16 protein-coding genes are annotated in these 17,605 nt (G+C 70.3%); 10 read left to right on the top strand and 6 right to left on the bottom strand.

All coding sequences use genetic code 11. The features are described 5' to 3' along the window. Positions 1–366 precede the first annotated feature (366 nt). The 6 genes from ACN6LB_RS43785 to ACN6LB_RS43760 all read right to left on the bottom strand — a co-directional run bounded on the left by ACN6LB_RS43785 (position 367) and on the right by ACN6LB_RS43760 (position 5,312). Entirely contained in the window at positions 367–1,071 is a 705-nt protein-coding gene (locus ACN6LB_RS43785; protein WP_445030780.1) for an aspartate/glutamate racemase family protein, read from the bottom strand. Next, entirely contained in the window at positions 1,071–1,415 is a 345-nt protein-coding gene (locus ACN6LB_RS43780; protein ID WP_445030779.1) for a GNAT family N-acetyltransferase, read from the bottom strand. Before ACN6LB_RS43780 ends, ACN6LB_RS43785 begins: the two co-directional genes overlap by 1 nt. 45 nt (positions 1,416–1,460) lie before the next feature. Next, on the bottom strand, positions 1,461–1,880 hold the full coding sequence (gene panD, locus ACN6LB_RS43775; RefSeq protein WP_356148995.1) for an aspartate 1-decarboxylase: 420 nt from the start codon (positions 1,878–1,880) through the stop codon (positions 1,461–1,463). 299 nt (positions 1,881–2,179) lie between these two features. Then, the gene (gene dgoD, locus ACN6LB_RS43770; RefSeq protein ID WP_356148992.1) at positions 2,180–3,325 is read right to left on the bottom strand and encodes a galactonate dehydratase; all 1,146 of its coding nucleotides are present in this window, start codon (positions 3,323–3,325) and stop codon (positions 2,180–2,182) included. Between the two features lie 176 nt (positions 3,326–3,501). Next, positions 3,502–4,266 carry an SDR family NAD(P)-dependent oxidoreductase gene (locus ACN6LB_RS43765; protein WP_445030778.1) on the bottom strand — a complete coding sequence of 255 codons (765 nt, stop codon included), beginning with the start codon at positions 4,264–4,266 and terminating at the stop codon, positions 3,502–3,504. Then, entirely contained in the window at positions 4,263–5,312 is a 1,050-nt protein-coding gene (locus ACN6LB_RS43760) for a LacI family DNA-binding transcriptional regulator (RefSeq protein ID WP_445030777.1), read from the bottom strand. The genes ACN6LB_RS43765 and ACN6LB_RS43760 overlap by 4 nt, the downstream gene beginning before the upstream one ends. Before the next feature lie 509 nt (positions 5,313–5,821). Here ACN6LB_RS43760 and ACN6LB_RS43755 point away from each other — a divergent pair. From ACN6LB_RS43755 to ACN6LB_RS43710, 10 genes are all read left to right on the top strand, one after another. Beyond that, complete coding sequence (locus ACN6LB_RS43755) at positions 5,822–7,168, top strand: extracellular solute-binding protein (RefSeq protein ID WP_445030776.1); 1,347 nt, start codon at positions 5,822–5,824, stop codon at positions 7,166–7,168. Further along, positions 7,165–8,214, top strand: coding sequence for a carbohydrate ABC transporter permease (locus tag ACN6LB_RS43750; RefSeq protein WP_445030775.1), 1,050 nt, complete (start codon positions 7,165–7,167; stop codon positions 8,212–8,214). Before ACN6LB_RS43755 ends, ACN6LB_RS43750 begins: the two co-directional genes overlap by 4 nt. Then, on the top strand, positions 8,214–9,035 hold the full coding sequence (locus ACN6LB_RS43745) for a carbohydrate ABC transporter permease (protein WP_445030774.1): 822 nt from the start codon (positions 8,214–8,216) through the stop codon (positions 9,033–9,035). Before ACN6LB_RS43750 ends, ACN6LB_RS43745 begins: the two co-directional genes overlap by 1 nt. 159 nt (positions 9,036–9,194) lie before the next feature. Next, positions 9,195–9,866 carry a bifunctional 4-hydroxy-2-oxoglutarate aldolase/2-dehydro-3-deoxy-phosphogluconate aldolase gene (locus ACN6LB_RS43740; protein ID WP_445030773.1) on the top strand — a complete coding sequence of 224 codons (672 nt, stop codon included), beginning with the start codon at positions 9,195–9,197 and terminating at the stop codon, positions 9,864–9,866. After that, positions 9,863–10,831: a sugar kinase gene (locus ACN6LB_RS43735; RefSeq protein WP_445030772.1), complete on the top strand. Its 969-nt coding sequence runs from the start codon at positions 9,863–9,865 to the stop codon at positions 10,829–10,831. Before ACN6LB_RS43740 ends, ACN6LB_RS43735 begins: the two co-directional genes overlap by 4 nt. A 45-nt stretch (positions 10,832–10,876) precedes the next feature. Then, positions 10,877–11,941 (top strand): lactonase family protein, encoded by a 1,065-nt coding sequence (locus ACN6LB_RS43730; RefSeq protein WP_445030771.1) that lies wholly within the window; start codon positions 10,877–10,879, stop codon positions 11,939–11,941. A 66-nt stretch (positions 11,942–12,007) separates the two neighbouring features. Further along, complete coding sequence (gene arfA / locus ACN6LB_RS43725) at positions 12,008–13,537, top strand: arabinosylfuranosidase ArfA (protein WP_445030770.1); 1,530 nt, start codon at positions 12,008–12,010, stop codon at positions 13,535–13,537. Between the two features lie 127 nt (positions 13,538–13,664). After that, complete coding sequence (locus ACN6LB_RS43720) at positions 13,665–14,618, top strand: glycosyl hydrolase (RefSeq protein WP_445030769.1); 954 nt, start codon at positions 13,665–13,667, stop codon at positions 14,616–14,618. Between the two features lie 20 nt (positions 14,619–14,638). Beyond that, positions 14,639–15,172, top strand: a complete 534-nt coding sequence (locus ACN6LB_RS43715) for a hypothetical protein (protein WP_445030768.1) — start codon at positions 14,639–14,641, stop codon at positions 15,170–15,172. After that, positions 15,169–17,553: a carbohydrate binding domain-containing protein gene (locus ACN6LB_RS43710; protein WP_445030767.1), complete on the top strand. Its 2,385-nt coding sequence runs from the start codon at positions 15,169–15,171 to the stop codon at positions 17,551–17,553. The genes ACN6LB_RS43715 and ACN6LB_RS43710 overlap by 4 nt, the downstream gene beginning before the upstream one ends. Positions 17,554–17,605: the final 52 nt, after the last annotated feature.

The following is a 17,605-nucleotide window of genomic DNA, read 5'->3' as shown; positions in this document are numbered from 1 at the left end:
GTGCACCGGGCCACCGTCATGTCGCCACCCTCGGCGGCTACGACATCGGGCCCGGCTGGGGCTCAGGCTCAGGCACCGGATCGGGCCCCGGCGGCTTCGGGATCGGTGACGGCGACGGTTGCGGCTTCGGCGTGGGGGGCGGCCCGGGCCGCGGTGGCGGCTGGGGTCCCGGGAAGGGCTCCGGGTCGGGGACCGGTCCCGGGGTGGGGCCCGGCGGTACGGGGGCGGGGAACGGGTCGGTCATTCTGTCCTCCAGGCGGTGGGTACGTCAGCCCTGGACTTCTCCCACGCGTACCCGGCCCCCGCACCCCCACTCACCCCGTCGCGCCGCCCGTTACGCCACAGAGCCCACCGGTCCTGCGGTGACTACCGGCCCCGTACGGCCGCCGCCCCCGCCGCCAGCCCGGGGCGCGGGCTCGACAGGACGGGCACCGAGGTGGTGGTGAAGTCCTGGGCCGAGGCCATGGATCCCTGGGCGAGGACGAGCGCGTCGGCGTCGGTGACCGCGTCGGCGGCCACGGCGACCTTGCGGGCGCATCCCTCGATGTCGCCCGCCGCGAAACGCTCCCACGCGCCGTCGACCAGGAGGGTTCGCACCTGGACGGGGCGCCCGGCTCGCCGGGCCTCCTCCTCCACGAGGGCGACGGTGGGTTCGAGCGTGCTCTCCAGCGTCGCGAGGACGACGACGCGCGAGCCCGCGGCCACCGCGGCGGCCGCCATCGGACGGTCGGCGCGGAGCACGGGCACCGGGGCGCCCGCGGTCTCGGCGACGCCGCCGATCGTGGAGCACGTGCAGAGCACGGCGTCGGCGCCCTGCGCGGCGGCCTCGTCGAGCGCCGCACGCACCGCGCCCGCGACCGCGTCCGGACCCTCGACCCGGGCACGGGCCAGCAGTTCCTCGACCACCAGGTGGCGCAACTCCAGGCCCGGGTGCTCCTCGTCGCGCAGCGCGTCGAAGACGGGCACGTGCGCGGGCGAGGTGTGCAGCAGGGCCAGGACGCGGCCGGAGGCGGCCGCCGGACGCGACTTCGCCGATGTCGTAGGCGCGTGCTCCGAGGCCGTGGGCTCCATCAGAACCGCCCGGGGTGGGCGATCAGCCAGTCCTTCGCGGCCCTGACCAGGGCCGGGTCGGCCGCCGGGGCGTCCTCGGGATGGCGCGCCGCCCACTTCACGACGTACGGGCACAGCGGTGCGACCACGATGCCCTCGCGGGCGGCGATGCCGTAGAGCTCGCGCGCGAGGGACCCGGCGATGCCCTTGCCCTCGTGCGCGGGCTCCACGATCGTGTGGACGGGCACGAGGGCGCGCGCGGGTGCCTCCAGAACGAAGTACTCGATGTGGCCGACCAGTTCGTCCCCGGCGAACGCCTCGAGGCGGCCGCCGGCCCGGTCGTCGCGGATCTCGATGTCGCTCATGGGCACTCCTCAAGTCCTCGGGTCCTGGCGCTCCGCCGCCGAGGTTCAGACCGTGACGGCCTGCGGGCTGCGCTCCTGGTCCGATCCCGGCACCGGCTCGGACGGATCGGCCCCGAGGGCCACGATGCGGTTCTCGCTGTCCACGTGCACGACTCGCGGCCGCAGCGCCCGCGCCTCGGCGTCGGAGACCTGAGCGTAACTGATGATGATCACCAGGTCCCCGGGGTGCACCAGGTGGGCCGCCGCCCCGTTGATCCCGACGACCCCCGACCCGCGCTCGCCCTCGATGACGTACGTCTCGAGGCGGGCGCCGTTGGTGATGTCGACGATGTGCACGAGCTCGCCGGGCAGCAGGTCGGCGGCATCAAGGAGATCGGCGTCGATGGTGACGGACCCGACGTAGTGCAGATCGGCCTGGGTGACCGTCGCACGATGGATCTTGGACTTGTGCATAGTGCGCAGCATCAAGTACTCCTAGAAGACGGCTCCCTGCCTGCTTTTTGCAGGTCAAGGGCGTTCTCGACTCTACACGGGCACGCGTCGAACAGAGCTGTGAGGAAAGTGACTGTGTGCTGATGCGGGTTGGCTTGCAGGGTTGGTAGGGGGTGTGCTTCGGCGTCCCCCTGCCCGGCTGGGCCGGTCTGCCAGGGCGCATGTATCTCGTCGGCTGGGCAGGTGGGGCCGGTGGCAGGACCGCGCAGGGGTTCTCCGGGCGTGGGTGTGGGCGGGGGTTTGTTCGGGCCGGCTGGGGATGCCGGGTGCGGCTACCAGACGGCCAGTGAGCCGTCGGTGTTGCGCCAGACCGGATTGCGCCAGCGGTGGCCGCGCTCGGCGGCGGCGCGGACTGCGTCCTCGTCGATGGTGATGCCGAGACCGGGTGCTGTCGGGCGGTCGATGTAGCCGTCGCGGAACGTGAAGGGCGTGGTGTCGGCGAGGTAGTCCAGCAGGCCGCTGCTGTCGCCGTAGCCGATGCCCAGCGCCTGTTCCTGGATGAGGAAGTTGGGGATGGCGAAGTCGAGTTGGAGGCTGGCGGCGAGGGCGATCGGGCCGAGCGGGCAGTGCGGTGCCACCAGGACGTCGTAGGTTTCCGCCATCGCGGCGATGCGGCGGGACTCGGAGATGCCGCCGGCGTGGCTGATGTCGGGCTGGGCCACGGCGATGCCGTCGGAGAGCACCGAGCGGAAGTCCCAGCGGGAGTAGAGCCGTTCGCCGGTGGCGATGGGGATGGACGTGGAGCGCACCACGGCGCCGAGGTCCCGGGAGAACTCCGGCAGCACGGGCTCTTCGACGAAGAGCGGCAGGAGCGGCTCCAGGAAGGGCAGGACGCGGCGGGACATCGCCCCGCTGAAGCGGCCGTGGAAGTCCAGCGCCAGGTCGCGGTCCGGTCCGATGGCCTCGCGGACCGCGCTCACCCCGGCCACGATGGCATCGATCGCGGCGGGCGTGGCGAGCGGTTCGAGCTGGCCGCAGGGGTTGAGCTTGACCGCGGTCATGCCCTTGGCGACCTGCTCGGCAGCCGACTCGGCCAGTTCCTCGGGGGTTTCGCCGCCGACCCAGCCGTAGACGCGCACCCGGTCGCGCACGTGGCCGCCGAGCAGCTGGTGGACCGGGACGCCGTGGGTCTTGCCCGCGATGTCCCACAGCGCCTGGTCGATTCCGGCCAGGGCGCTGTTCAGGACGACTCCGCCGCGGTAGAAGCCGCTCTTCGCGAGGACCTGCCAGTGCTCCTCGATACGGGCCGGGTCCTGGCCGAGGAGGTAGTCGAACATCTCCTCGACGCAGCGGGCGACGGTGTGGGCCTTGCCCTCGACTATGGGCTCACCCCAGCCGGAGATGCCCTCGTCGGTGTCGACGCGCAGGAAGAGCCAGCGCGGTTCGACAAGGAAGAGCTCGTATCCAGTGATCTTCATGGGATGGACCTCCGGGTCCTGTGCTGTATACGGCCTGATGGGCGGCCGGGGGCTCGTTGAGGAGAGCGGTTTCGGGCGTGCGAGGGTGAGGTTGCGGCGGTCGGGTCGTTCCCGCAGCGGATCGTTCCCGCAGCGGGCGGAGCGGGTTTTCGCCCGGCCCGGGTGAGGCCGGTGGCCTACTCCTGGGAGCTGATGCTGCGGCCACCGTCCACGAGCAGGTTCTGGCCGGTGACGAAAGCGGCGTCCTCGGAGGCGAGGAAGGCCACGGCGGCGGCGATGTCCTCGGGGGCTCCGAGCCTGCCGACGGGGGTGCGCGCGGCGGTCTGCGCCTTGTACTCCTCGGGCGCCTCGGCCCACAAGGCGGTGACCACGGCTCCGGGAAGGACGGCGTTGAACCTGATCTCGCCTCCGTACTCGACGGCCAGCTGGCGTACGAGGGCGTCGATCCCGCCCTTGGCGGCCGCGTACGCGGGGAAGCCCTTGAAGCCGATGGCCGCGTGCACGGACGAGGTGATCACCACCGCGCCCCTGGTCGTTCTCAGCAGGGGCACAGCGGCCCGGACGCCGTAGAACACCGAGTCGAGGGAGAGCCGCAGCTGGTCGCGCCAGGAGGTGTCGTCCAGTTCGTGTGCCGCTGCGGGCAGGTTTCGGCCGGCGTTCAGGTGGAGCACATCCAGGCGTCCCGTCCAGGACCCGGCCTCGGCGACGGCCGCGGCCCACTCCCCCGGCGAGGTGACATCGAGGCGCCACTCCCGCGCCCGTCCACCCCCGGCGCGGATCCCCTCGGCCACGCGCTGGGCGCCTTTGGCGTCCACGTCGGTGACCAGGACGGACGCTCCCTCCGCCGCCAGCCGGTGGGCGGTGGCCGCCCCGATACCGGAGGCGGCCGCGGTGAGCAGGGCCGTACGGCCGGCGAAGCGCGCCGGTGCGGCGACGGTCATGGCGTTCCTCCTGGTTCTGCCGGTCCGGCCGTGGAGCCGCGAAGGACCAGCCGCGGCTCGGTCGGTACGACGACGTCGCCTGTCGGCTTGCCCTCGATGGTGGCCACCAGGGCATCCACCGCGGCGGTTCCCAGCTCGTGCAGGGGCATCGCGACGGTGGTCAGCGGGGGGTGGAGGTGCGCGGCCACGGGCAGGTCGTCGTTGCCGACCACGGAGACGTCTTCCGGGATCCTGAGGCCGAGCTCCCTGATCGCGGCCATGGCGCCTATCGCCTGCGCGAGCGAGCTGGTGTAGAGCGCGGTGACGGGCGGCCGCCCGTCACCGTCGGCGGAGCGCAGCAGTTCCCGCGCGGCGGACCCGCCGCCGTCCTCGGTGAAGTCCCCGGACGCGACGGGCACCGTGTCCAGCCCGAGTTTGGCGGCGTGCCGGAGAAACGCCTCCTTGCGGACCTCGCTGGGGGTGATCCCGGGAGGACCCGCTATGTGGCCGATCGCGCGGTGACCGAGGCCGTGCAGATGGTCGAGTGCCGTCACGCTGGAGCGGGCGACGTCCATGGTGACGTTGCGGCCGGATCCCTCGACCGAGCGGTTGAGGAAGACATGGGGCACCGCGCTGCGGCCCAGTGCGTCCAGCAGGGGGTGACCGGGGCGGGCCGAGGCGATGAGCAGTCCGTCGACCCTGCCTTCCTGGACCAGGTCATGGAAGGACTCGTCGGCCTCCTGCCCGTCGAAGTCCTCGGCCAGCAGGGAGAGGTAGCCCAGTTCGCGGGCCCGCTGGTAGGCGCCGCGGGCGATGGTGACGTACGTGGGGTTGGCGAGTGCGGGAATCAGCAGGGCCAGCGCGTGTGTGTTGGCTCCGGCCAGTGCCCGCGCCCCGGAGTGAGGCCGGTAGCCGAGCGCCTCGGCGGCCTCGTGGACGCGCCGGCGCGTCTCCGGCCGTACGGACAGGTCCTGGCGGCCGTTGAGCACCTTGGACACGGTGGCCTTGGAGACCCCGGCCGCGTGTGCCACATCCACGAGCTTGGCCCGGACGGGCTGTTCCGGCACGTGCTCCCCCTCCTCGGTGGGCGTTGCCCTGGTCCGCCGTGCGGAACCCAGAGTGACGCGTTCTGGCCTCTTGACACTTTCTGGAAACGCAACTTAACGTTCGCGAAAGTTTCAGTCAACCGGTTTCCTCAGACGGAAATAAGCGATACGTCTGGGCAGAACCTATGAAACCGGTCATATCGATATGGCTAGATGTCGGCCACAGTTGACTCCACGTCAGCCGCGGCCGAGGAGTCACCCTCGGGCTCACCGCGTACGCGACCACCGTCGCACTCGCGGTCCCCTGACACCCGTGTACGCACTGTCCACTCAGACAGATACGGCCGGTTCAGGGCATCTCGCACCACCTCCCGGCAAGCCGGTGCACCACCGCCGCCGTGCTCGCCCGTTCGCTTCTCGCGGTACCCCTCATGCCGCCATGGACTCCGCCCTCGTCACGCAGCCGCCGTACGTGCCGCAACCGCGAACGTCTCGCAACCGCGCACGTCCCGCCACGAAAGGCAATCAGCATGCCCATGTCAACGCCCCTCGACCGACGGCGCTTCCTCGCCCTCTCCGCCGGAACCGCGCTCGCCGCGACAGGTGTGTCCGCCTGCGCCGGCTCCGTCAGCAACGGCACGGGTGGATCCGGGAGCGGCAAGACGACGCTCACCGTGATGACGGTGCAGAACGAGTGGGACAAGAAGACCCTCGCGGCTGCCGAAGCGGCGCTGGGGATGAACCTCAACGTCATCACCTGGGACCCCACCAAGCTCAACTCCATGCTGGCCGCCAAGAACCCGCCGGACGTGGTCCGCGGCTTCGGCGCGACCGAGACGCCGTACTTCGCCGCCCGCGGCCTGATGACGGACCTGGACCCGTACTTCGCCAAGAGCTCGGCACTGAAGGCCTCCGACCTCGACCCCGTCAACGACGTGTGGCGCTACGACGGCAAGAAGCAGGGCGCCGGACCCCGCTACGGCATGGCCAAGGACTACTCCCAGGACTCCATGTTCTGGTACCGCACCGACCTGTTCGAGGCCGCCAAGCTGGACGCGCCCAGCGCGACCGAACCGGTCTCCTACGACGAGTGGCTGGACCTGGGCAAGAAGCTGGTCAAGCGCCGTCTGGGCAAGGTGAAGGTGTACGGCCTGAACGCCACCGGCATGGGTGTCTTCCCGCAGCTCATGGGCATGACCGCCTCCGCCGGCGGCAGTCTCTTCGCCGAGGACCTGGCCACGGTGGACTTCTCCTCCCCGGAGGCGCTCAAGGCGCTGCGGTGGTACCTGGACTACGCCAAGGCCGACATAGGCCCGAACGTCGTCAACCCCAACCCGGACGGCTGGGACGGCCCCACCTACGGGGCCAGGCGCATGGCGATGAGCTGTAACGGCTACTGGTTCGGCGGACAGATCGGCTCCGACCCCAAGCTCGCCGAGGTCTCCCGCTTCGCGCCCGCCCCGCAGTTCGGCGGCCACCGCGTCAGCTCCTGCTTCGGCGCCACCGGCTTCTGGATCCCGAAGGACGCCAAGAACAAGGACGCGTCCTGGAAGTTCTTCGAGTGGTACTTCGGCGGCAAGCCCGCCCAGGTGCGCGCGGCCAGCGGCTGGGGCATCCCCTCGCTGAAGTCACTGCGCCCGAACATGCCGCAGACCAGCGCCTTCCAGAAGCAGGCCTTCCAGGTGCAGGAGAAGGAGCTGCCGCACTTCTCCGTCCTCAGCTTCACCCCGTACGCCCAGCAGGCCGCCCTTGAGGGCGTACTCAGCAAGGTCCTGCCGGGTGCCGTGAAGTCCGGGACGTCGGCGGGCAAGGTCGCAGACACGCTCAACTCCCGGATGAACGAGCAGCTCGCCCAGGGCAAGGAGCTCGTGGGGTGAGCACCGATCAGATCACCGCGCCGGGCGCGCAGTCTCCCTCCGGGGAGACGCCCGCCCGGCCCGGGCCCCGCGCCCGCACCCACGCGCGCGCCGGCCGCCGGCGCACCTCGCTGACGACCCGCCGGGCCATCTCCTTCTACGTGTTCGCCGGACCTTGGGTGCTGGGCTTCCTCACCCTGACGGCCTTCCCGCTCGGCTACGCGCTGTGGCTGAGCCTGACCAACTCCGACGGGCTGTCGAACAATTCCCGCTTCGTCGGCCTGGACAACTACCGGGAGGTCCTGACCGACCCGGAGACGCTGTCCTCCCTGGCCCGCACCGGCGTCTTCACCGCGATCACCGTGCCGCTGAGCATCGCGGCCGGGCTGCTGCTCGCGGTGCTGGTCAACCAGCCCATCCGGGCCCGCGGACTGTTCCGCACCCTGTTGTACCTGCCCGCGGTCGTTCCGCCGGTAGGCGCCGCCCTCACCTTCAAGCTGATCTTCGACCGGGACTCGGGCGCCGCCAACGGCGTCCTGGACGCCCTGAACATCAACGGCATTGCCTGGCTGATGGACCCCTACGCCCGCTGGGTCCTGGTCACCCTGATGCTGTGGGGCTGCGGCAACGCCATGATCATCTCGCTGGCGGGGCTCCAGGACATCCCCAAGGAGCTCCACGAGGCCGCCCGCATGGACGGGGCGAACGCCTGGCAGTCCTTCTACAAGATCACCGTCCCGATGCTCTCCCCGGTGCTGTTCTTCCAGGTCATCACCGGCATCATCGCCGCCGTACAGAGCTTCCTGCCGCTGCTGATCTCCCTCGACCCCACCCCCAGGGGTGTCACGGCCGTCCCCGAGGGCAACTACCTGTTCATGATCCACGTGTTCGCCCAGTACTTCGCCAACGGCCGCTACGGATACGCCTCGGCGATGCTCTGGGTGCTGTTCCTGATCATCGTCGCGATCACCTTCCTCGTCTTCAGGCTCAGCAAGGGCGCGGTCTTCTACTCCGTCGCCCCGGAGCCGGACAAGCCCTCTCGGCCGCGCACGATCGGAGGCAAGTGATGGTGTTCCCCCGCAGAAGTGCCGTCTACGTATTGCTGGTCGGCGCCCTCGTCCTGTTCCTCGGCCCGTTCGCCTGGCTGCTGGAAACCGCTCTGAAGGATCCCTCCGAGCTGCGCGCGCTGCCCATCCACTGGTGGCCGCACCACCCCAGCCTGAACAACTTCCGGGGTGCCCTCACCGAGATCGACTACCTCGGCTATGCCCGCAACTCCCTGACGGTCGCCACCATTTACGCCGTCCTGGTCACCCTGGCCTCGGCGTGGGCGGGCTACGGCTTCGCCCGTCTCAACGCGCCCGGCAAGCAGCTGATCTTCTCGGTTCTGCTGTCGACGATGATGCTGCCGCAGGTCCTCACCCTCATCCCGACCTATCTGCTGTTCGCCAAGATCCACCTCACCAACACCTATGTGCCGTGGGTGCTGTGGGGCCTGTGCGGCGCCCCGTACCTGATCTTCCTGTTCCGGCAGTTCTTCTCGAACATGCCCAAGGAACTGGAGGAGGCCGCGATCGTGGACGGCTGCGGGCAGATCCGCATCTTCTGGCGGATCTTCCTGCCGCAGTCCTGGCCGGTCATCGCCACCAGCCTGATCCTCTCCTTCAGCTGGACCTGGGGCGACTACATCGCGCCCGCCCTGCTGCTGGACGACGCCCACACCACGCTCGCGGTCAAGCTCGCCTACGGCTACGTCAACGAGCACGGCTCGCCGATGGGGAACCTGGTCGCCGCGGGCGCCGTGATGTACGTCGTCCCGGTGCTGGCGTTGTTCCTCATCGTGCAGCGGGGCTTCGTCACCAGCTCCGCCACCTCCGGACTCAAGTGATCCCCCCTCACCGACGCAAGCGCTGAGCCGCCCCTGCCGACGCACTCTGATCCGCGTCACCGACGCACCTCTCATCCGCGTCACCGACGCACCCGCCAGCAAAGGAACCCGCATGACCGACACCCAGGGAATCCCCAACTCCCCCACGGCGGTGGGGTCATGACCGAGCGTCCCGCCCTCACCCCGCAGCTCGGCCGGACACGGGTCATGGCCATCCTGAGGTCGGCCGACGCGTCCGCACTGCCCGCCGTGGCCCGGGCCCTCGCGTCCGGCGGTGTCACCTGCCTGGAGATCACCCTGACCACCGTCGGAGCGCTCGACACGCTGGCTGCCGTCCGGGCGGAACTCGGCCCCGACGTCGCGGTCGGCGCCGGCACCGTGATCACCGCCGGCCAGGCCAGGGACGCGCTGGCAGCGGGAGCGGAGTTCCTGGTCGCCCCCGTCGTGGACACCACCGTCGTCCGGAACGCGGCCGACCTGGGCATACCCTGCTACCCGGGCGCCTGGACACCGACCGAGGTGTCCCAGGCATGGCGGGCGGGCGCCGCCGCCGTCAAGCTGTTCCCCGCGGGCACGGGCGGCCCCGCACACCTGCACCAACTACGAGCCCCACTGCCCGACATCCCCCTCGTCGCCGTCGGCGGCGTCGGCATCGACCAGGCGCGGGACTACCTGGACGCTGGCGCCTGCGCGGTCGGGATCGGCTCCCCGCTGCTGCGCGGAGCGGACCGGGACCCGACTCCTCAGGCACTGGACACCCTCACCACGAGGGCGCGCACCCTGCTGGACGCGGTTCGTCCCACCGCTCGTGCCGGGGAGGCTAGCGCGTGAACACCTCCTCACCCCCGTCCGGCGAGCCCTACCTCGTCACGCTCGGCGACGTGCTCGCCGTCATGGCGGCCCGCGAACCCGGCCCGTTCGCACTCGGCACGGCACTGCGCCTGGGGATCGCCGGCGCGGAGTCCAACGTCGCCATCGGGGTCAGCCGACTCGGCGGGGCCGCGACCTGGATCGGCCGGGTCGGCGACGACGAACTCGGCGGACTCGTCCTGCGAGAACTGCGGGCCGAAGGGGTCAGCACCGTCGCCGTGCGCGACACAGCCCCTACATCCCTGCTGCTGAAGGAACGCCGCACCTCCACGCACAGCCGTACGCGCTACTACCGCGCCCACACGGCCGGAGCCCGGCTGACCGCCGACGACATCCCCGAGCACGTCGTCGCGGGGGCGGCGGTCCTGCACGTCACGGGCATCACCCCGGCACTCGGGGAGGGTCCCGCCGCGGCCGTGACCCGGGCCGTGGACATCGCCGCCGACGCCGGCGTGACCATCTCGCTGGACGTCAACTTCCGTTCGCTGCTGTGGAGCGAGGCCGAGGCCCGGGCGATCCTGCTGCCCCTGCTGCGCAGGAGCGACCTGGTCTTCGCCGGACCGCACGAGGCCGCTCTCGTGGTGCCCGGCGCCGACGGACCGGAGGAACTCGCCAAGGGCATCTGCGACCTGGGACCCGGCGGGGCCGTGATCAAGCTCGGCGCCGACGGGGCGTACGCCCTGCTCGACGGGCTTTCTCACCGGCAGCCCGCCATACCGGTCCGCGTGCACGACTCGGTGGGCGCGGGAGACGCGTTCGCCGCCGGCTACCTCGCCGAACTGCTCGCGGGCGAGCCCCCGGAGCGGCGGCTGAGGACGGCGGCCCTGCTCGGCGCCTTCGCGGTGAGCACTGCCGGCGACTGGGAGGGCCTGCCCCGGCGCTCCGAACTGGAACTGCTGGACCACCACGACGACATCGTCCGCTGAAGCCCCCTCCACCCACCCTGCTCGATGAACCTCCCAGGACCACCCATGCGCACAAGCTCCCTCACCGACACGATCGCCATCCTCACGGGCTCCTACACCCCCGACACGGGAGGCGACGGCTCCGGCATCGCCGCCCTGCGGCTCGATCCCACGACCGGACAGCTCTCGTACGACGAGGTGGAGCCGCTGCCCGTGAGCGGGGCCTCGTTCCTGGCGGCGCACCCGTCGCTCGGCGTCGTCTACAGCACCAACGAGACCGAGACGGGAACCGTCAGTGCCGTCACCCGCGACGGCGGACTGTCCCCGCTGGGCGACCCGATGAGCAGCGGCGGGGCCAACCCGTGCCACCTCACCGTCCACCCGGGCGGCGAGTGGCTGCTGACCGCGAACTACGGCAGCGACACGGCGCCGGGCACTGTCGCGGTGCACCGGCTCGGCGCGGACGGACGGCTGCTGGAGCCGACCGATCTCGTCGTCCACCAGGGGTCGGGGCCGGTCATCGGACGGCAGGAGGGCAGTCACGCCCATCAGGTACTCGTCGACCCGGCGGGTCGTTTCGTGCTGGCCACCGATCTGGGGGCGGACGCCGTTGTCACCTACCGGCTCGACACCCTCACCGGCGCCCTGGAACGGATCGCGGTCAACCCGATGCGCGCCGGATCCGGCCCCCGCCACCTCGCCTTCGCGTCCGGCGGCGACCTGGTGTTCAGCGCCGACGAACTGTCCTCGACCGTCACCTGCCACCGTTACGACGCCGCTGACGGCACCCTGACCGCGCTCTCCTCCGTACCCGCCACGACAGCCAAGGACGTCGTCAACCAGCCCGGCGGAATCGTCGCCTCGCCCTGCGGGCGCTTCGTGTGGGTGACCAACCGGGGCGCGGACACGGTCGCCGCGTTCCGACTCGCAGGCAGCACGCTGGAGCCGCTCGGTGAGGTATCGGCCGGCGGCAGATGGCCCCGCGGCCTCGCTCTGGTGGACGGTCATCTGCTCGTCGCCAACCAGCACAGCGGCTCGCTCACCGTCCTGCGTGTCCTGGACGACGGAACCCTGACCCAGCCCCAACCGTCGGTCTCCGCCCCCTCGGTGGTCTGCGCACTGACGCTCTGACCCTCTCCTCCCGCCCTCCTCCGCTCTCCTCCTTGTCACCTTAGAAGTGACGTCCGAAAGGCAGTCATGTCCGAGCCCACCTCCTCCCCCGCCGCCGGCTTCGCCCTGGACTCGGCGTTCGACGTCGGCAGTGTCAACCCGCGTCTGTACGGATCGTTCGTCGAGCACATGGGCCGCTGCGTCTACACCGGCATCTACGAGCCCGGCCACCCCGCCGCCGACGCGGACGGCCTGCGCCAGGACGTCCTGGAACTGGTCCGGGAACTGGGCGTGACCACTGTCCGCTACCCCGGCGGCAACTTCGTCTCGGGCTACCGCTGGGAGGACAGCGTGGGCCCTCGCGAGGAACGCCCCACCCGGCTGGACCTGGCATGGAAGTCCACCGAGACCAACGAGTTCGGCCTCGGCGAGTTCATGGACTTCTGCGGCAGGACCGGCATGGAACCCATGATGGCCGTCAACCTCGGCACGCGAGGCGTGGAGGACGCGATACGGCTGCTGGAGTACGCGAACCACCCCGGCGGCACCGAGCTGTCCGACCGCCGCGTCGCCGACGGCGCCAAGGAGCCGTACGACATCCGCATGTGGTGCCTGGGCAACGAGATGGACGGCCCCTGGCAGACCGGGCACAAGACTCCCGAGGAGTACGGCCGCCTGGCCGCCGAGACCGCTCGCGCCATGCGCCAGATCGACCCGAACCTCGAACTGGTCGCCTGCGGCAGCTCCAGCTCCGCCATGCCGACCTTCGCCTCCTGGGAGTCGACCGTCCTCCAGGCGACGTACGACCTGGTGGACTACGTCTCCCTGCACGCCTACTACGAGGAGATCGACGGAGACCGCGACTCCTTCCTGGCGTCCGCCGTGGACATGGAGCACTTCATCGAGTCGGTCGTCGCCACCTGCGACCACGTCCGCGCCCGTCTGAAGACGGACAAGCGCATCAACCTCTCCTTCGACGAGTGGAACGTCTGGTACCAGAAGCGGCCCAACCCGCACGCGGTGGAGGAGTGGCAGCAGGCGCCGCGCCTGCTGGAGGACGTCTACACCGTCACCGACGCCGTGGTCTTCGGCTCGCTGCTCATCGCGCTGCTGCGGCACGCCGACCGAGTGACCTCCGCCTCGCTGGCTCAGCTCGTCAACGTCATCGCGCCGATCATGACCGAGCCCGGCGGCGCGGCGTGGCGGCAGACCACGTTCTACCCCTTCGCCCAGGCATCGGCGTACGGGCGCGGCCGGGTGCTGCGCGTGGAGGTGGACAGCCCGACGTACGCCACCGCCAGGTTCGGTGAGGTACCGCTGCTGCACGCCACCGCGGTGATCGACGACGAGAGCGGCGACATCACCGTCTTCGCGGTCAACCGCAGCCAGACGGACGCCCTTCCCCTGAAGGTCGACCTGCGCGGCGTCGACGCCCACACCCTGGTGGAGCACCTCGTCCTGGCCGACGGCGACCCGGAGGCCGTCAACACCGCGGACCGGCCCGACCGTGTCACTCCGCAGCCCGCCACAGGCACGGCCGTCACCGACGGCGTCCTGCACGCCGAACTCGCGCCGCTCTCCTGGAACATGATCCGCCTGACGCGCCGGAACGCCTGACGACTTCGCCGAACCGACCGCCCATGGGCCACCGCTGACGCCGGCTCATGGGCGTGCCGGGCCATCCGGATCACCACCGCACACCGGTGTCCTGGGACACCGTCGTACTCACTCCTGGGAAGAACCGATGACAGCCGTTGCCCGACCCCTGTTCCGAGACCCCGTGCACGACGGCGCGACCGACCCCACCGTCATCTGGAACCGGCACGCCGGCGAGTGGTGGATGTTCTACACGAGCCGTCGCGCCGACGCGCCGCCGATGAACGACGTGAGCTGGGTGCACGGGAGCGACATCGGGATCGCGTCCTCCTCTGACGGCGGGGCCTCCTGGCTGTACCGGGGAGTCGCCGAGGGGCTGGACACCGAGCCCGGGCGACACACCTACTGGGCCCCCGAGATCGTCGACGACGGAACCGAATACCACATGTTCGTCAGCGTGATCCGCGGTGTTCCGACCCAATGGGCGGGCCATGCACGCACGATCCGCCACTACACGAGCCACGACCTCTTCTCCTGGACCTACCGCTCCACCCTGTCGCTCTCGTCCGACAGAGTGATCGACGCCTGCGTCCTGCGGCTCCCCACCGGCGGCTACCGCATGTGGTACAAGGACGAGGCCGACCACGCGCACACCTATGCGGCCGACAGCGACGACCTGACGCGGTGGACCGTCCGGGGACCCGCGGTCGAGTGCTCGGAGCACGAGGGCCCCAATGTCTTCGAGCTCGGCGGCAGTTACTGGATGCTCGTCGACGAATGGCATGGCCTGCGCGTCCTTCACTCACGGGACCTGGAGACCTGGGAACCGCGAGGACTCGTCCTCGACCGTCCCGGGCACGGCCCCGACGACGGCTCGTACGGCTTCCACGCCGACGTCGTCACCAGCGAACTCGGCGCATTCGTCTTCTACTTCACCCACCCCGGGCGATCCGACGACACCCCTGGACGACACAGCGACCACGAGGACCGCCGAAGCTCGATCCAGGTCGCCCGCCTGCGGGTGAACGCGGACACTCTCGTCTGCGACCGCGACGAAACGCTGGAAACACCCGTCCTGCCTCTCGAAGGGCCCCTCCGGTGAGGGCGACCCGAAGAGTGACCGTGAGGGCCCGTCGCGCGGGGATGATCCCGTTCGTCGCCGCGCTCCTGCTCGCCACCGCATGCCGATCCGAAGTACCGGCAAGCTCCGGTGTGACCCTGCTCAACGGGGACCGGATCTCCCTCTCCGGCCCGACGGTCGTCTCGGCCCTTCCCATCGACGACCAGGGCGACGTCGACGCGGCGACAGCGCGGAGCCAGATCCCCTCGCTCAAGAGCGTGGCGCTTCAGTACCCCGACGTCCGGGTCCTCGTCACCGACTCGGACGGGCACACGACCGACCCCGCACTGCACAACTTCGTGGCGAACTGGGCCCTCCCGCCCGAACTCGCGGTCGCCGCGGACTCCGCCTCCGTGGGCGCACAACTCCCCACGGACGGACAGCTCCACACCCTGCTGATCGGGGCCGACGGACACGTCGCCGCCGAATGGTCGAACCAGGCCGCTCCGACACAGGCCATCGTCGCCGCACTCCGCAAGGTCACGGCGAGCACCGCCACCCATTCCGACAACGTCGTACGGAAGGCAGCACCATGAGACAAGTCGCAGAGATGAGACGGCTGTTCGCAGGCGCGGTCGTCACCATGCTGCTCGCCTGCGCCGCAGTGGCCCTCACACCGGCCACGCCGGCCCACGCAGCGGGTTCGGCCCACTACGTGGACTGCTCGGCGGCATCCAACGGGACCGGAACCTCCTCGTCGCCGTGGAACTCTCTGGCGGGCCCGAACGCAACGACGTTCGCCCCCGGCGACCAGTTGCTGTTCAAACGGGGGACTACCTGCACCGGCCTGCTGCACCCGCTGGGCTCGGGCAGCGCGGCGGGCGGATCGATCACCATGAGCGCCTACGGCACCGGCGCCCTGCCGGTCATCGCCGGGGGCGGTGGCACGGACGCGATCTATCTGTACAACCAGGAGTACTGGGAGATCTCCGATCTGGAGGTGACCAACACCGGCGCCGTGAAGGGCGCGAACGCGCGGCGCGGCGTCTACGTGGTCCTCGAGAACTTCGGCACCGGGGACCACTACAAGGTCAGCAATCTCAACGTCCACGACGTGAACGGAAACCAGTCGAAGGAGGTCGACGGCAGCGCCGGAATCCTCTTCTCCGTCATCGGGACCACATCCCCCAGCGCCTTCAACGACGTCGACATCGACGGCAACACCGTGGCCAACGTCGCCCGCAGCGGTATCAACATGTCCAGCACCTGGCTCTGCCGGCCGTCCATCGGCTGCAACAACCCGGCCTGGACTCCGTGGAGCGGCGTCGTCGTCCACAACAACACCGTCCACGACACGGACGGTGACGGCATCGTCGTCCAGATGTCGCAGAACGCTCTCATCGAGCACAACGTCGTCTACAACGCGGCGAAGGCCCCCAACGCGGCGAACGCCGGCATCTGGGCCTGGGACTCCGACGGCACCGTGATCCAGTACAACGAGGCGTACGGGACCCAGAAGAACACCGGGAACACCGACGGCCAGGGCTTCGACGTCGACTACGGCCAGGACGGCACCGTCGTCCAGTACAACTACAGCCACGACAACGCGGGAGGGTTCATCCTCTTCTGCGGCTGCGGCGGCGGATCGCACCTCGCGAGCAACGCGGTGGTCCGCTACAACGTCAGCGAGGACGACCGTCTGCGCGCCATCACCATGGACGGCTCGCAGGACTCCGCGTTCTACAACAACACCATCTACCTGCCGTCGGGTTCCACCGCCAACGTCCTCGAGGTCACGGGCGCCTGGAACGACCTGACGCTCGCCAACAACATCATCTACAACCTGGGCAGCGGCGGTTACGTCTACACGGCGGGCCAGCCGGCCTCGAACTTCGCCTGGCGCAACAACCTCTTCTACGGCAACCACCCGGCCAGTGAGCCCACCGACCCGGGGAAGATCACGGCGGATCCACTGCTCTCCTCGCCCGGCAGCGGCGGTACGGGCATCGGCAGCGTCGCGGGCTACCAGCTGACCGCGTCCTCTCCCGCCATCGGTGCGGGAGTCGTCGTACCCGACAACGGCGGCAAGGACTACTGGGGCTCGGCCGTTCCCGCGACCTGCGCACCCGACATCGGCGCCGACCAGTTCAGTGCTCCCTCCGACTCGACCTGCCTCGCCAATGAGAACCTCGGCTTCGAGAAGGGGTCGACCTCGGGGTGGAGCGCGTGGAACTCCGCCTCGGTGGTGAACTCGGGCGCCCACTCCGGGACTTACGCGGCGCGTGTCGGGCCGTCGCCCGCCTCGCTCGAACAGTACGTCCCTGTCGCGCCGCGGACGACGTACCGCGTCTCGGGCTGGGTGAAGTCGGCCGTCGCCGGCGAGATCGTGAACGTCGGTGTCAAGAACACCGGTGGTCTGGAAACGGTGGCGAGCGCCGGCGGCACCGCGTGGACGTTCGTCTCCGCCGACTTCACCACCGGGGCGACGAACAACACCGTGCGGCTGTACTGCTACAAGAGTTCGGGTACGGGGAACGGCTACTGCGACGACTTGGCCGTCACCCCCGTCAGGAACTACGCGGTCAACGGCAACCTCGAGTCCGGCCACACCGTGCCCTGGCGCAACGGCGACTTCTCGCTCACGAGCACGGCGGCCAACGGCAACGCCGCCGCGCTGACCAACGCGTCCCTGAGCTCAGGCTCCCTGTTCCAGATCGTCACCGGCCTCACGCCGAACACCACCTACCGGCTGACCGGCTCCCTCGCGAGCCAGACCGCCGGCACCACGACGGCACTGGAGGCCAAGCTCTACAACGGCGCCGCCGTCACGAGTGCCTCGACCACATCGAGCACCTACTCGAAGCAGTCGACGACCTTCACCACGGGCGCGGGCGTGACCTCCGCGCGCATCTACTGCCACCTCGTCTCCGGAAGCGGCGACGGCTACTGCGACGAAGTCACCCTGACCCAGCAGTGACCCGCGGCGGGGGGGGGGGGGGGGGGGGGGGGGGGGGGGGGGGGGGGGGGGG

Source organism: Streptomyces sp. SAS_270 (genome assembly GCF_052543295.1).
The sequence above is the reverse complement of the archived record's forward strand: the minus strand, read 5'-3'. Positions and strand labels throughout refer to the sequence as shown.

What these genes read in the sequence shown, in the direction of transcription:
- ACN6LB_RS43785 (WP_445030780.1), bottom strand. Translation starts at nt 1,071, where the DNA reads ATGGAGCCCACGGCCTCGGAGCACGCGCCTACGACATCGGCGAAGTCG.
- ACN6LB_RS43780 (WP_445030779.1), bottom strand. Translation starts at nt 1,415, where the DNA reads ATGAGCGACATCGAGATCCGCGACGACCGGGCCGGCGGCCGCCTCGAG.
- panD (WP_356148995.1), bottom strand. Translation starts at nt 1,880, where the DNA reads ATGCTGCGCACTATGCACAAGTCCAAGATCCATCGTGCGACGGTCACC.
- dgoD (WP_356148992.1), bottom strand. Translation starts at nt 3,325, where the DNA reads ATGAAGATCACTGGATACGAGCTCTTCCTTGTCGAACCGCGCTGGCTC.
- ACN6LB_RS43765 (WP_445030778.1), bottom strand. Translation starts at nt 4,266, where the DNA reads ATGACCGTCGCCGCACCGGCGCGCTTCGCCGGCCGTACGGCCCTGCTC.
- ACN6LB_RS43755 (WP_445030776.1), top strand. Translation starts at nt 5,822, where the DNA reads ATGCCCATGTCAACGCCCCTCGACCGACGGCGCTTCCTCGCCCTCTCC.
- ACN6LB_RS43745 (WP_445030774.1), top strand. Translation starts at nt 8,214, where the DNA reads ATGGTGTTCCCCCGCAGAAGTGCCGTCTACGTATTGCTGGTCGGCGCC.
- ACN6LB_RS43740 (WP_445030773.1), top strand. Translation starts at nt 9,195, where the DNA reads ATGACCGAGCGTCCCGCCCTCACCCCGCAGCTCGGCCGGACACGGGTC.
- ACN6LB_RS43730 (WP_445030771.1), top strand. Translation starts at nt 10,877, where the DNA reads ATGCGCACAAGCTCCCTCACCGACACGATCGCCATCCTCACGGGCTCC.
- arfA (WP_445030770.1), top strand. Translation starts at nt 12,008, where the DNA reads ATGTCCGAGCCCACCTCCTCCCCCGCCGCCGGCTTCGCCCTGGACTCG.
- ACN6LB_RS43720 (WP_445030769.1), top strand. Translation starts at nt 13,665, where the DNA reads ATGACAGCCGTTGCCCGACCCCTGTTCCGAGACCCCGTGCACGACGGC.
- ACN6LB_RS43710 (WP_445030767.1), top strand. Translation starts at nt 15,169, where the DNA reads ATGAGACAAGTCGCAGAGATGAGACGGCTGTTCGCAGGCGCGGTCGTC.